At 67.5% G+C, this 13,543-nt stretch carries 13 protein-coding genes; 7 read left to right on the forward strand and 6 right to left on the reverse strand.

Going from position 1 to position 13,543, the window contains the following annotated elements; translation table 11 throughout:
- Positions 1-2 precede the first annotated feature (2 nt).
- Entirely contained in the window at positions 3-326 is a 324-nt protein-coding gene (locus QSJ19_RS07950) for a hypothetical protein (protein WP_286319526.1), read from the forward strand.
- Positions 323-727, forward strand: a complete 405-nt coding sequence (locus tag QSJ19_RS07955) for a hypothetical protein (protein ID WP_286319527.1) — start codon at positions 323-325, stop codon at positions 725-727. Before QSJ19_RS07950 ends, QSJ19_RS07955 begins: the two co-directional genes overlap by 4 nt.
- 173 nt (positions 728-900) lie before the next feature.
- Here the strand turns inward: QSJ19_RS07955 and QSJ19_RS07960 are convergent, their stop codons facing one another.
- Positions 901-1,371, reverse strand: coding sequence for a hypothetical protein (locus tag QSJ19_RS07960; RefSeq protein WP_286319528.1), 471 nt, complete (start codon positions 1,369-1,371; stop codon positions 901-903).
- A 226-nt stretch (positions 1,372-1,597) separates the two neighbouring features.
- The gene (locus QSJ19_RS07965; protein WP_286319529.1) at positions 1,598-2,509 is read right to left on the reverse strand and encodes an IclR family transcriptional regulator; all 912 of its coding nucleotides are present in this window, start codon (positions 2,507-2,509) and stop codon (positions 1,598-1,600) included.
- A gap of 42 nt (positions 2,510-2,551) precedes the next feature.
- Between QSJ19_RS07965 and cysD the strand changes: the two genes are divergently transcribed.
- From cysD to QSJ19_RS07980, 3 genes are read left to right on the forward strand one after another with little or no spacing between them, the layout of a single operon-like run.
- A complete protein-coding gene (gene cysD, locus QSJ19_RS07970) occupies positions 2,552-3,505 on the forward strand; it encodes a sulfate adenylyltransferase subunit CysD (protein WP_286319671.1) in 954 nt (317 codons plus the stop codon).
- A 35-nt stretch (positions 3,506-3,540) separates the two neighbouring features.
- Positions 3,541-5,415, forward strand: coding sequence for an adenylyl-sulfate kinase (gene cysC, locus QSJ19_RS07975; RefSeq protein ID WP_286319672.1), 1,875 nt, complete (start codon positions 3,541-3,543; stop codon positions 5,413-5,415).
- A 9-nt stretch (positions 5,416-5,424) separates the two neighbouring features.
- A complete protein-coding gene (locus QSJ19_RS07980; RefSeq protein ID WP_286319530.1) occupies positions 5,425-6,183 on the forward strand; it encodes a 3'(2'),5'-bisphosphate nucleotidase CysQ in 759 nt (252 codons plus the stop codon).
- A gap of 108 nt (positions 6,184-6,291) precedes the next feature.
- Here QSJ19_RS07980 and msrC read toward each other — a convergent pair whose 3' ends face one another.
- From msrC to eccA, 3 genes are read right to left on the reverse strand one after another with little or no spacing between them, the layout of a single operon-like run.
- On the reverse strand, positions 6,292-6,777 hold the full coding sequence (msrC, locus tag QSJ19_RS07985; RefSeq protein ID WP_286319531.1) for a free L-methionine (R)-S-oxide reductase MsrC: 486 nt from the start codon (positions 6,775-6,777) through the stop codon (positions 6,292-6,294).
- A 53-nt stretch (positions 6,778-6,830) separates the two neighbouring features.
- The gene (locus QSJ19_RS07990) at positions 6,831-7,247 is read right to left on the reverse strand and encodes a hypothetical protein (protein ID WP_286319532.1); all 417 of its coding nucleotides are present in this window, start codon (positions 7,245-7,247) and stop codon (positions 6,831-6,833) included.
- Positions 7,244-9,022 (reverse strand): type VII secretion AAA-ATPase EccA, encoded by a 1,779-nt coding sequence (eccA, locus tag QSJ19_RS07995; RefSeq protein WP_286319533.1) that lies wholly within the window; start codon positions 9,020-9,022, stop codon positions 7,244-7,246. Before eccA ends, QSJ19_RS07990 begins: the two co-directional genes overlap by 4 nt.
- A gap of 136 nt (positions 9,023-9,158) precedes the next feature.
- Here eccA and purL point away from each other — a divergent pair, with 136 nt between their 5' ends.
- A complete protein-coding gene (gene purL, locus QSJ19_RS08000) occupies positions 9,159-11,447 on the forward strand; it encodes a phosphoribosylformylglycinamidine synthase subunit PurL (protein WP_502876115.1) in 2,289 nt (762 codons plus the stop codon).
- A 15-nt stretch (positions 11,448-11,462) separates the two neighbouring features.
- On the opposite strand, the gene QSJ19_RS08005 is transcribed toward purL, so the two are convergent.
- A complete protein-coding gene (locus QSJ19_RS08005; RefSeq protein ID WP_286319535.1) occupies positions 11,463-12,317 on the reverse strand; it encodes a glycerophosphodiester phosphodiesterase in 855 nt (284 codons plus the stop codon).
- 108 nt (positions 12,318-12,425) lie between these two features.
- Between QSJ19_RS08005 and QSJ19_RS08010 the strand changes: the two genes are divergently transcribed.
- A complete protein-coding gene (locus tag QSJ19_RS08010) occupies positions 12,426-13,505 on the forward strand; it encodes an NAD(P)H-dependent amine dehydrogenase family protein (protein ID WP_286319536.1) in 1,080 nt (359 codons plus the stop codon).
- Positions 13,506-13,543 lie beyond the last annotated feature (38 nt).

Raw genomic sequence — 13,543 nt, forward strand, 5'->3', positions numbered from 1 at the left:
AGGTGGGTCTGATCGCCCAATTCATCGACGTGCTACCTGAATCCGAGCGAGGTGTACTCCAGAGCCAGCTCGAGCACGCGTCCGCGGTACGCGGCGATTCGCCGATTCAGGTGTCACTCAGCGTGGGCTCGGCGACGAGATCTTCCGGGTTGTCCGACGGACCGCTGCCGGTCGCCGCCCAGGCGTGGGACGGCGCAGACTACCTCGGCGAGGTGATGCTGTTTCTCTCGGACGGCCGGATGTCCTTGCTCGAGTTCGCGTGGGTGACCGACGAAAGACCCACTGCGTTCCCGCCTTTTGACTCCATACGCTTCGAAGCGGTGTGATTGATCCTTCCGCGGAGGACCGACCCGACCGGACACTGCGGACCTCACGAGCGGCCCGACCGCTCACCGGTCGTGAGATCGACATCCTCTCGCACATCCTCCGTCTCGTGTCCGGAGATGCAGGTGCGATCCTGCGGACGCAACTCGACGAACTCAGGATCATCCCGGGTGATGGCCGGGCACAGCTCTTCTGGCAGTTCGACAACCCGTCGGTTCGGCCCGCCCGGATCGCCGACGGTCCACTCCCGGTGTCGGCCGAGGTGTGGGAGGAGAACGAGTTCGTCGGAGAGATCATCGTCTTCGTGAGGAAGGGGCGTCTCAGTTCCTTCGAGTTCGCCTGGTTCACCCGAGATCCGCCAGTCGACCTACCGGGTCCGGATTCCATCGCGTACCACGCGTGACGTCGACGGCTACGACTGACAGACGTTGACATCCTGCGTGGCCCGCATCAGGCTCACCCCAGAGCGGAGATATGTGGATTATCCACTCATCGGCGTTCTCCGGTGACTCTCATGCGGCTGATCGGTTGTCTCCCAACGAATCCGCATGGCGCCGCGTGACGTCGGCCCCGCCGTCACCCCACCCGCATAGTGCCGCTGCACGCCGTACTGGGGATGGCCCACAGCGCATTCCGGTTCACGGCACTGAACGTGACGCGCACTGTGCCCGGTCCGGTGGTGAGGTGGAACGTCGGGCCGCCGACGTAGAGGCCGATCGATGCGGCGTTGACGGAGGTGCCCTTGCGGCCGGTGGTCAGGTTGTGCCAGTCCAGCCGTCCGACCGACTGATAACCACCGGTGGGAATCCAGAAGCTCGACACATCTCGCACCCGGGCGACGACCCGGCCACGGCCTTCCGGACTGACGAAGAGGCGGGCCGTGCTGAACGGCTGGTCGACGATGTTCGGGCTGACTCCCCAGCAGCGCTCGAGGGGGACCACGGTCTCCGCGGACGCGGTACCCGTCCCGGCCGTGGCGAGGCCGACCGCCGCGGTGGCAGCCAGCAGGGCGCCGGCGAGTCGGGTGCGGGTGGGCCGTGATCGCATGTCTGTGTCCTTCCGTGGAGAGCGGGGTGCTGCCCAACGATTCGTGACGGATGTGTCCGGTGTTTCACGACTGTCGGAAACGTGATGCTTCTGTGGCCCGATGTCGTCCTGTTGACGGACACGGTTATGCGATGTGGGCTGTCCCAGATGACACGTCAGCGAGGCATCGGGCCCGCACCGTGCGCCGATCAGTCGCTGAGGTGTCAGTGGGGACAGCGTCGTCCGTTCACGCCAGGTGCGCGGAGATCCCGTCGGCCGCCGACCGAGTCGCTGCGGCGAGGTCGTCGAGCTCGCCGACGGACAGAGTCGAGTTGGGGCAGGCGACGATCGAGGCCACCACCCGCTGCGTGGCGTCGACGATCGGTGCGCCGACGGTCACCGCGGCGATCTCGCCGTCGAGTTCGTCGGGCAGATAATCGATCACCGACAGCTCGGTCAACAGGTCGCCGACCCGGGCGCGCAGGCTCTCCGACATCGTGTCCAGCGAACTGAGGGCCTCCACCATCGCGACGTGGTCGTCGGTCATCCGCTCGATCGAGTAGCCGCGCTCGGCGATGACGTCGAGGACCATTCGCAGGCGGGTGCGCGTCGGCTCCGGCGCCTGCGCGACCCATTCCGCCCGTGCGTCCGCGGGTTCCCACGCGATGAACTCACGGCAGATCGGCGGGCGCAGTCGGATTCGGCTCCCGTGACGGAACCATGGCGAGGGTTCCGAGCCGTCGGACAGATGTGCCGGCACCGCGTGTGCGGCGACGGTGATCATGTCGGTCGAGGTCCGTCGCGCCACGAAGCAGGCGATGCCGAAGCGGTCGCTCAACTGGTGTGCGGCCGACGACGCCCAGCGGTTCAGGAGATCCGCGCTACCGGCGGTCCGTGCGAGGGCGACGAATCCGGGGCCGACACCGAAGGTCCCGGCCACCGGATCGCGGATCAGCCAGCCTTGCTCGACCAGTTCGCCGACGATCGCGTGCGCCGTGGCGCGCGAGAGACCGGTCTGACGGACAATCTCGGCAAGGGTCAACGAGGGTTGGTCCGCGCCGGCCAGGAGTTCGACGATGCTGACGACCCGGGACGTCGGAGGTGAGGCGGCGCGCGATGGTTGACGCGCGTCGGCGGAGTCACCTACGGTTTGTGTCACATAGTCAATACTTAGTGTCGAATATTCGACATGTCAAGGGAGATGGTCACGGTGTCGAGCACGACCGACGCGGGAGATCAACGCGTGCACCATGGGTATGAACTGACGCACCTCGCGGCCCTCGAGGCCGAGTCCGTACACATCATGCGGGAGGTCGCGGCGACGTTCGAGCGGCCGGTGTTGCTGTTCTCCGGGGGCAAGGACTCGGTCGTCATGTTCCACCTGGCCCGCAAGGCATTCTGGCCGGCGCCCGTGCCGTTCCCGCTGATGCATGTGGACACGGGACACAATTTCGACGAGGTCATCGAGTACCGGGATCGGGTGGTCGAACAGACCGGCGTGCGCCTGGTCGTCAGTTCCGTGCAGGACGACATCGACGCCGGTCGGGTCGTCGAGGACACGGGTCCCGGGGCGAGTCGGAATCGTCTGCAGACCACCGCATTGTTGCGCGGTATCACCGACAACAGGTTCGACGCGGTGTTCGGCGGCGCGCGCCGGGACGAGGAGAAGGCCCGTGCCAAGGAGCGGGTCTTCAGTTTCCGCGACGAGTTCGGGGCCTGGGATCCGCGCGCGCAGCGACCAGAGCTGTGGCGGCTCTACAACGGACGCCACCACAAGGGTGAACACATCCGGGTCTTCCCGTTGAGCAACTGGACCGAGCTCGACATCTGGCAGTACATCGGCTCCGAGGACATCGAACTCCCGCCCATCTATTACGCCCACGAACGCGAGGTCATCCCCCGCGACGGCATGCTCCTCGCAAAAACCCGCTTCCTGCAGCAGTATCCGGGTGAGCGGGTCGAGACCGCGACGGTCCGGTTCCGCACCGTCGGCGACGCGACGTGCACCGGCTGTGTGCTCAGTGATGCCGACACGAACGAGAAGGTGATCTCGGAGATCGAGATCACCCGGGTCACCGAGCGGGGGGCGACACGCGCCGACGACCGGATCTCGGAGGCAGGCATGGAGGATCGCAAGAAAGAAGGCTATTTCTGATGGGCGCCGGGAACGAAGTGAGCGGGCCCGGTTGGATGGGCGCCGGGAACGAAGTGAGCGGGCCCGGCCGAGGCGCGAAGGAGCTGCTGCGGTTGGCCACGGCCGGGTCGGTCGACGACGGCAAGTCGACTCTGATCGGACGCCTGCTCTTCGACTCCAAGAGCATCTTCACCGATCAGTTGGAGTCCATCGAACGGACCAGTGCCGAGCGCGGCGACGAATATGCGAATCTGGCGCTGCTGACCGATGGGCTGCGTGCCGAACGGGAGCAGGGCATCACGATCGATGTCGCCTATCGGTACTTCACCACGCCGCGTCGCAAGTTCATCATCGCCGACACCCCGGGTCACGTGCAGTACACGCGCAACATGGTGACGGGGGCGTCGACCGCCGACCTGGCGATGATCCTCATCGACGCCCGCAAGGGTGTGCTGGAACAGACCAGGCGACATGCCTTCCTGTCGTCCCTGCTGGGCATCCCGCACCTCACCATCTGCGTCAACAAGATGGATCTGGTCGACTGGTCGCAGGATCGGTTCGACGAGATCGTCGACGACTTCGTCTCTTTCGCAGCGAAATTGAACGTCACCGATCTGACCTTCATCCCGTTGTCGGCGCTGGCGGGTGACAACGTCGTCGACCAGTCGGTGAACATGCCGTGGTACGAGGGACGGCCGCTGCTGAGTCACCTCGAGAACGTCTACATCGCTTCGGACCGCAATCTCATCGACGCCCGTATGCCCGTGCAGTATGTGATCCGGCCTCAACGCAGCGACGGTGCGGATCATCGGGCGTATGCGGGCACGGTGGCGGGCGGCATCTTCGCGCGTGGCGACGAGATCATCGTGCTGCCCGGCGGTTTCAGCACCACGATCACCGAGATCTGGGGTCCGGGTGGTGCGAAGGTCGACGAGGCGTTCGCGTCGATGGCGGTCTCGATCGAACTCGCCGACGAGATCGACATCGTCCGCGGTGACATGCTTGCCCGCCCGAACAACCGCCCGTATGTGGGCCGCGACCTCGACGCGATGGTGTGCTGGTTCTCCGACGACACGGAACTGCGGCCCGGCAACCGCTACCAATTGATGTGCGGGACGCGACTGACCCGAGCCCAGATCGGTGGGCTCAACTATCGACTCGACGTCAACAGCCTGCATCGTGACGAGTCGGCGGACTCGTTGAAGCTCAACGAGATCGCCCGGATCACGCTGCACACGCAACAGCCGATGCTGTTCGATGCCTACCGCAAGAACCGTGAGACCGGGAGTTTCATCCTGATCGACGAGGCGACGAACAAGACCGTCGCCGCCGGGATGATCACGGCGCCGGTCAGTATGGACAGTCATGTGGTGTGGCAGACGACGAAGGTGGCCCGCGATCAGCGCGCGCACCAGGGCGCGACGATCTGGCTCACCGGTCTGTCGGGTTCCGGGAAGTCGTCGTTGGCCACCGAGCTCGAACGGCGGCTGGTCGCCGAGGGACGCCCGGCGTACCTGATGGACGGGGACAATCTGCGTCACGGCCTCAACTCGGATCTCGGCTTCTCCGACGACGACCGGCGCGAGAACATCCGTCGGACGAGTGAGGTCGCCGCCCTGTTCGCCGACTCCGGCGCGGTCGCCATCGTCTCGCTGATCAGTCCCTTCGCCGAAGAGCGTCAACGCGCCCGGGAGATCCACGCGGAGCAGCGCCTGCCGTTCTTCGAGATCTTCGTCGACACCCCTCTCGACCTCTGCGAACAGCGTGACCCGAAAGGTTTGTATGCCAAGGCTCGTCGTGGTGAGATCAGTCAGTTCACCGGCATCGACTCGCCATACGAACGGCCGCAGAATGCCGACATCGTCGTGTCGCCGTCGGATGGATCACCCGCGGAGGTGGCCGACTCGGTCATCCGCAATCTGGGACTGTAGAGGAGAGACGTGGCGACCGACCGTGCACTCGCCGGTGAACTGGCAACGGCTGCAGGCGAATTGCTGATGGACATCCGCGCCACGAGCGGGCTGACGGGCAAAGAGCTCGGCAAGGCCGGCGATCTGCGGTCCAATGAGTTGTTGCTGGAGAGACTGGCTGCCGAGCGGCCTGACGACGCGGTGCTGTCGGAGGAGTCCGCCGACGACAAGAACCGGCTGTCGGCGGACCGTGTGTGGATCGTCGACCCGGTGGACGGTACCCGGGAGTACGGCACCGACGGCCACACGGATTGGGCGGTGCACGTGGCGCTCTGGTCGGCGACCGACGGCCTCGTCGCGGGAGCGGTGGCCCTGCCGGCCCTGGGGGTCACCTATCTCGACGACGCTGCGACGGTCGCCCCGACCGACGGGCTCGCCGCGATGCCGCGGACCGACCGGCCCCGCGTGGTGGTGAGCGCCTCTCGGCCACCGGCCTTCTCACAGGCGGCCGCCGACGCCATCGGGGGCGAGGTGCTGCAGATGGGATCGGCCGGCGCGAAGGCGATGGCCATCGTCCGCGGTGAGGCCGACGCCTACGTCCACGCGGGCGGTCAGTACGAGTGGGATTCTGCGGCGCCGGTGGCCGTCGCGCAGGCCAAGGGCCTGTGGTGTGGCCGTATCGATGGTTCGCCGCTGGTGTACAACCAGGACGACACCTACCTGCCCGATCTCGTGATCTGCAGGCCGGATTATCGCGACGCGATCATCGCGGTCACCGGCGCGGGCTGATCGGGTCGAGGGCGGGACCCTTCGTGACAGCCCTCCGCTGGCGCTCCGGGCTTCCTCAGGGATCGGGTGTGGGGTGCCGGCGCGTCTGGCTTCCTGGGGGGCGGCCGGTCAGCTGATCGACTCGACGAGAATCTGCCCGATCGATTCGAGGCCGTGCTGGTCGATCTCGGAGAACCGGTCGGTGACCGGGCTGTCGAGATCGAAGACGCCGATCAACTCGTCGCCACGCACCAGCGGCACGACCACCTCGGAACGGCTCGCCGCGTCACACGCGATGTGATCGGGCACCGCGTGCACATCAGCGACCCGCTGCGTGGCGCGGGTGCGGGCAGCGGCCCCGCAGACGCCCCGGTCCAGTGGGATGCGGACACACGCCGGCTGACCCTGGAACGGCCCGACGACCAGCTCGGTGCCGTCGAAGAAGTAGAAACCCACCCAGTTGACTTGCAGCAGAGCGTGGTACACGAGGGCCGACAGATTGGCGGCGTTGGCCACGAGATCGCTCTCGCCGGCCACCAGGGCCCGGGCGGCGTCGGCGAGGTCGGCGTACTGCTCGGCCGGGTCCGCGGAGATGGTGGGGACGTCACTGCTCATGAGCCCAGGGTAAACATCACGAGCACGCCGGGAATCACTTGTGCGCGCCCTGATCAGTTCGGGCCACCCCGGCGGAGCATGTCCGCGACGGTGGTCTCCGGTTGCCCGGTGCACAGGACCGAGAAGATCCGGGCGACAGGAACGAAGTTGCGCGTCGCACCCAGGGCCTTGATCACGGCGACCTGCGTCGACAGGTCGAGGTCGATGTACTCGCGGCAGGTCATCGTCGCCCAGTTGGCCGGCGCGGGTACCTCGCGCACCGTGTCGTCCGGCGGCGGTGCGAACGACGGTGGCTTCGTGGGATAGCTCGGGGTGGGATAGCTCGGGCCGGAATAGCCCGGGACGGACGAGTAGGTGGTCGTGGAGGTCGACGGTGCGGCCGGGTCGGCGACCGGCGTGCCGTCGACGGTGCATCCCGCGATCACGAGAGCTGAGGCGGCAGCGGCCATGAGCGCCGCACCGCGCCTCATCGCCGCAATCCCGACAGCACGCTGCGTATCGCGCTGCGCATGTCGTCCACCTCGATACGCATCAGGTCGTCCTGGGTGAGCGACTCGAGGTCGCCCATCGTGGAGAGCCGGTACTCGCGCTCCTCCTCCGCGGCCTCGACGACGTTGCGGATGAAGCGACCGTTACCCGCGATGTCGGTGGCGCGTCGTGGTCCCGAGACATCTTCGCGCACATCGTGATACAGCGGGACGCAGGCCTGCTCGAGCTCCGCCAGCGCGTCAGGGGTGAGGAGCGAGTCGCGACGATTCGCGATGAAGTCGCCGATCCGCGAGAGCTCGTCGGGGGTGTACGACTCGAACCGCACCCGGCGAGCGAACCTCGACGACAGTCCGTCGTTCGAGCGCAGGAACCGGTCGATCTCCCCGTCGTACCCGGCGATGATCACGACGAGCCGGTCCCGGTCGTCCTCCATCCGCGCCAGCAGCGTGTCGACGGCCTCCTTGCCGAAGGCGTCCCCGCCGGTGAGCCCCTGCTGGATCAGTGTGTAGGCCTCGTCGATGAACAGCACCCCGTCCATCGCCGAGTCGATCACCGCCGACGTCTTCGGGGCCGTCGAACCGAGATGCTCGCCGACCATGTCGCGACGCGTCGCCTCGACGACCTTGTCGGTCTTGATGAATCCGAGTCCGCAGTAGATCTTGGCGACGATGCGCGCGACCGTCGTCTTGCCGGTGCCGGGTGGTCCGGTGAACGCGAGGTGCAGGCTGCGGGCCGATGTGGTGAGTCCGCGGTCGGCGCGCACCTTGGCGAGGGTCGCCGCCGACTGTAGTTTGGCGACCTGCTCCTTGACGGAGTCGAGGCCGATCTGGTCGGCCAGCTCGCGTTGGGCCGCGGTGACCATCTCGGTCATCTCGGGCCGGCCGGCGTTGTCGGCGACGAGGGTCTCAGCGGGTTCGGCCGCCGACGTCGGGTCCCACGGGTCACGACGCTCGGCGATCTGGTCGGGGGTGGTGATGACGAGTCGGAAGCTGGGGGACTTCAGCGCCTGCCCCGCCGCCGAGAGGGGGTTGCGTGCGTAGGCCTGCTCGAACATCAACCGCGCCTTGTCCTCCTGACCTTGCTCGCGCATGGCCATGCCCATGACGAACATCGACTCACCGACGAGGGTGGGCAACGGTCCGTCGATCGCGGTCTGCAGGCGTCGCGTCGCCTCGCCGAACATGCCGAGCTGGGCGCACGCCGATCCGGCCATGAAGTCCGCGGCCACACCGAGGAACTCGTCGTCCCAACGATCAGAACGGTGCAACGCGGTCAGGACGTCCGGCCACCGGTGCGCCCGTGTGTACAGATACCCCTGCACGTACTCCACGATCGGAATGCGATGGGCGGCAGGGATCTCGTCGAGTACCTCCTGGGCGCCGGGGAAGTCGTCGCCGCGCGCGAGCGACGATGCGTAGGCCGCGGTCGCGGTGGTGGTGTCCGACAGCGGGTAGGTGATGAACGTATCCACCGTCCACCGGCCGGCGAGGGTGCGCTGCGGCAGTCCGAGCCGGCGCTGCTCATGACCGATGCCCGATCGGGTCCGGTAGAGCGCCAGCAACACCTCGTCGGTGTTCTCCCCGCACGCCAGACGCCCCAGCCACGCGTCGGCCATCGCGGGGTCCCACTCGCTGGCGCGGGTGAATGCCTTGGCCGCCTGTTGCGGGTTGTTGACCGGCTCCTGCCCCTCGACGGCGATGCCCAGCGACAGCACACCCAGTTCGAACAGTTGCCGGGCCTTGCGGACGTCGGCCATCACGGTCCCCCCAGACGCATTTTTCGTGCAGGTCACGTCCCCACCGACGACCTGTCCGTGTCAGGACCACAGCCTAGCCTCGAGCCCGATCACTCCACCACACGGCCATGTGGGTGCCTCACCTACACTTGTCAGAGTGAGTGCGCAGGTGGATACCGTTTCAGCCGCAGCCGGCAGCCCCGATCAACCCCAGCCGTTCCGGGAGCTCGGACTGAAGGACGACGAGTACGCGCGGATCCGTGAGATCCTCGGCCGTCGACCCACTGACGCCGAACTCGCGATGTATTCGGTGATGTGGTCGGAGCATTGCAGCTACAAGTCGTCGAAGGTGCATCTTCGGTACTTCGGTGAGACCACCACCGAGGAGATGCGAGCGAGCATGCTGGCCGGCATCGGCGAGAACGCCGGTGTGGTCGACATCGGCGATGGCTGGGCGGTCACCTTCAAGGTCGAGTCGCACAATCACCCGAGCTACGTCGAGCCGTATCAAGGTGCGGCGACCGGCGTCGGCGGCATCGTCCGCGACATCATGGCCATGGGCGCCCGCCCGATCGCGGTGATGGATCAGCTGCGTTTCGGCGCCGCGGATGCTCCGGACACGCGCCGCGTCGTCGACGGCGTCGTCCGCGGTGTCGGCGGCTACGGCAACTCCCTCGGCCTGCCCAACGTCGGCGGTGAGACCGTCTTCGACCCCAGCTACGCAGGTAACCCGCTGGTGAACGCGCTGTGCGCAGGCGTGCTCCGCACCGAGGATCTGCACCTGGCGTTCGCGTCGGGCGCGGGCAACAAGATCATCCTGTTCGGTGCGCGCACCGGGCTCGACGGCATCGGCGGCGTGTCGGTGCTGGCGTCGGAGACCTTCGATGATTCCGGCGACAACGCCGGTCCGAATCGCAAGAAGTTGCCGAGTGTGCAGGTCGGCGACCCGTTCACCGAGAAGGTGCTCATCGAGTGCTGCCTCGAGCTCTATCACGCCGGGCTGGTCGTCGGTATCCAGGATCTCGGCGGTGCTGGTCTGTCGTGCGCGACGTCGGAGCTGGCCGCCGCGGGAGACGGCGGCATGCACATCGACCTCGAGAAGGTGCCGATGCGCGCCGAGGGCATGACCCCGGCCGAGGTGCTCTCGAGCGAATCGCAGGAGCGCATGTGTGCGGTGGTGACGCCGGAGAACGTCGACGCCTTTCTCGCCGTCTGCCGGAAGTGGGATGTGCTCGCGACCGTGATCGGTGAGGTCACCGACGGCGATCACCTCGTGATCACGTGGGACGGTGAGACCGTCGTCGACGTGCCGCCGCGCACGGTCGCCCACGACGGTCCCGTCTACGAGCGTCCGGTGGCCCGTCCCGAGTGGCAGGACGGGGTCATCGAGTCGACGTCGGCGCCGCTGATGCGTCCCGACACCCCGCACGCGCTGCGCGACACCGCCCTGCAGATGGTGGCCTCGCCCGCCCTGTGCAGCCGCAAGTTCATCACCGAGCAATACGACCGCTACGTCCGCGGCAACACGGTGCTCGCCGAGAACGCCGACTCCGGCATGGTCCGGATCGACGAGGCGTCGGGACGCGGCATCGCACTGGCCACCGACGCGTCCGGTCGGTACACCTTCCTCGACCCGTACCGCGGTGCGCAGCTCGCGCTCGCGGAGGCCTACCGCAATGTCGCGGTCTCGGGCGCCGCGCCCAAGGCGGTCACCAACTGCCTCAACTTCGGTTCGCCGGAGGATCCGGCCGTGATGTGGCAGTTCCAGCAGGCGGTACGCGGTCTCGCCGACGGCTGCGCGCAGCTGGGCATCCCGGTCACCGGTGGCAACGTCAGTTTCTACAACCAGACGGGTTCGACGGCCATCCTGCCGACCCCGGTCGTCGGAGTGCTCGGCGTGATCGACGACGTGCACCGTCGCGTACCGACCGGCTTCGGCACGGAACCGGGGGAGACCCTGATCCTGCTCGGCGAGACGCGCGACGAGTTCGACGGGTCCATCTGGGCGCAGGTCGCACACGACCACCTCGGTGGTGTCCCGCCGCAGGTCGACCTCGAGCGGGAGCGGTTGCTCGCCGACATCATGGTGGCGGCCTCGCGCGACGGACTCGTCTCGGCCGCACACGATCTGTCCGAGGGCGGGTTGTTCCAGGCCGTCGTCGAGTCGGCACTCGCCGGCGAGACCGGTTGCCGCATCCTGCTTCCCGAGGACGCCGACCCGTTCGTGTGGCTGTTCTCGGAGTCGTCGGGCCGGGCCGTCGTCGCCGTACCGCGCACCGAGGAGTCGCGGTTCACCTCGATGCTCGATGCCCGCGGCATGCCGTGGGTGCGCATCGGTGTGGTCGACCAGGGCAGCGACTCGGTGTCGGTGCAGGATCAGTTCGAGATCACCCTGGACGAGCTCCGCGACGTCCACGAGGCCACGCTGCCCGCGCTGTTCAGCTGAGCCGGTTCGCGACGATCAGTCGATCGGCGACCCGATCGCGGCGAGCAGACCTTCGGCGTCGTCGGTGGTGATCTGGTCGACCCGCAGTTCGACGAGCCGCAGCACGTCGCGGACCGACGCGTCGTCGGCGGCGTACACGGTATAGGCGTCGACGGTGCGTCCGCGATCGTGGAACGCCGCGATGAGGTCGTGTCCGCGCCGATCGGCGTCCAGGACGAGACGCCGTTCCAGGTAGACCATCTCCGCGCGGGGTGAGGCCGCCACCGCCGCGTCGGCGAACTCGTCGAAGCGCCCGGAGCGCAGCACGCGGTCGACGGCACCGCCGTGGCACGGGTCGAAGCCGATGCGGATGTCGCGGACGGGGTCGGTGAGCAGCGCCACCGCCGCTGCGTCCCCGCAGGACAGGATCGCGCTGCGGGCGAAGGGAGCGACGGCGTCGGCGAACGTCGTCACCGCGCGCTCGTCGAGGTCTGCCGCGGTTTCCTTGAAGTCCAACTGCAGCAGCGCGTCCGGATGCACGTCGACGTCGGACAGGATCTCGGCGAGATCCTCGACCAGCAGCACCGGGTCGTCGAGGGGCGTGCCGTCGTCGGCGCGGAGCAAGAGCGATCGCACCTGGTCGGCCGACAGCTGCGAGATGTGACCGCGGCCGGTCGTGCCGTGCGCGACGTCGCGGTCGTGCAGGACCGCGAATCCGCGGTCGGCATGGATCACGAGGTCGATCTCCACCGCGGCGCCGGCCCGCATCCCCTCGACGATGCGGCGCGCCGTGAACGCCGGGTCACCGGCCCGGCGTCGTGCACGATGCCACTTGAGGGCGGTCGAGTGGCCGCCGCGGACGATCGCCACCGGAGCAGAGGAGTCGGTCACGGTCCTCGACGCTACGCGAGCTCGGCACACTGCAGGTGTCCTGGAACCAATCCCATCGCCCGCGCGAAAACGCCTCCCCGGAATTGGAACATGTTCTACTTTGGGCGCATGACTCTTCGTGTTGTCGAGTGGTCGACAGGAACCGTGGGACGCCATGCCATCGCCGGGATCGACGCCCATCCCGATCTGGAACTCGTCGGCGTGTGGGTGTCGGACCCGGCGAAGGTGGGCCGGGACGCCGGGGATCTGTCCGGCCTGGGACGCGACCTGGGGGTGTCCGCCACGAACGATCGCGACGAGCTCCTCGCGCTGCGGCCGGACTGCATCGTGCACACCGCGATGACCGACGACCGCATCTTCGAGGCCATCGACGACCTGATCTCCTTCGTCGAGGCGGGGATCAACGTGGTGTCCAGCGGACCCGTCGTGCTGCAGTTCCCCGAGGGCATCCTCAACCAGGACCTGCTCGACCGGGTGGCCGCCGCCGGGCGTACGGGCAATGCGAGCCTGCACGTCAACGGCATCGATCCGGGCTTCGCCAACGACGTCCTGCCGCTGGCGATGACCAGCCTCTCGCAGCGCATCGACGAGATCCGATGCCTCGAGATCGCCGACTACTCCACCTATTACCAACCCGTCGTCATGAAGGACATCTTCGGCTTCGGGCAGCCGATGGATGCCACGCCGCTGCTCCTGTTGCCCGGGGTGCTGTCGATGGGCTGGGGCAGCGTCGTCCGTCAACTCGCGGCGGGACTCGGCCTGACGCTCGACGAACCGCTGATCGAACGGACCGAGTGCGTGGCCGCCGACCGCGACTGCCCGACCGTGTCGGTGGACATCGCCGAGGGAACCATGGCAGCACTGCATTTCGAGGTCGTCGGCCAGGTCGACGGTGTCGATCGCATCGTATTGGAGCACTACACACGCACGCATCCCGATCAGTGTCCGGAGTGGCCGACGCCGGCCGAGGGGGACGGCTGCTACCGCATCCTCATCTCGGGTGAGCCCGAGATGAAGGTGGAGTTCTCCCACCACGGCGAGAACGGCGACCACAACGTGTCGGGCATGATCGTGACCGCGATGCGACTGGTGAATTCGGTTGCCGCCGTGGTGGATGCCAAACCCGGATTGGTGACCGCGCTGGACCTGCCGATGGTGGCGGGGCGAGGGTTGGTCGCCCGCGGGTGAGACTGTTGCAGACGTAGCCGACATCGTCGCCCGCAGAC

It is taken from the genome of Gordonia sp. ABSL11-1 (genome assembly GCF_030315685.1).
Classification (GTDB): Bacteria; Actinomycetota; Actinomycetes; order Mycobacteriales; family Mycobacteriaceae; genus Gordonia.

Coding starts and splice junctions, on each gene's coding strand:
- cysD (WP_286319671.1), top strand. CDS start 2,552: ATGGTCACGGTGTCGAGCACGACCGACGCGGGAGATCAACGCGTGCAC.
- QSJ19_RS07990 (WP_286319532.1), bottom strand. CDS start 7,247: ATGAGGCGCGGTGCGGCGCTCATGGCCGCTGCCGCCTCAGCTCTCGTG.
- QSJ19_RS07960 (WP_286319528.1), bottom strand. CDS start 1,371: ATGCGATCACGGCCCACCCGCACCCGACTCGCCGGCGCCCTGCTGGCT.
- QSJ19_RS08010 (WP_286319536.1), top strand. CDS start 12,426: ATGACTCTTCGTGTTGTCGAGTGGTCGACAGGAACCGTGGGACGCCAT.
- cysC (WP_286319672.1), top strand. CDS start 3,541: ATGGGCGCCGGGAACGAAGTGAGCGGGCCCGGCCGAGGCGCGAAGGAG.
- msrC (WP_286319531.1), bottom strand. CDS start 6,777: ATGAGCAGTGACGTCCCCACCATCTCCGCGGACCCGGCCGAGCAGTAC.
- eccA (WP_286319533.1), bottom strand. CDS start 9,022: ATGGCCGACGTCCGCAAGGCCCGGCAACTGTTCGAACTGGGTGTGCTG.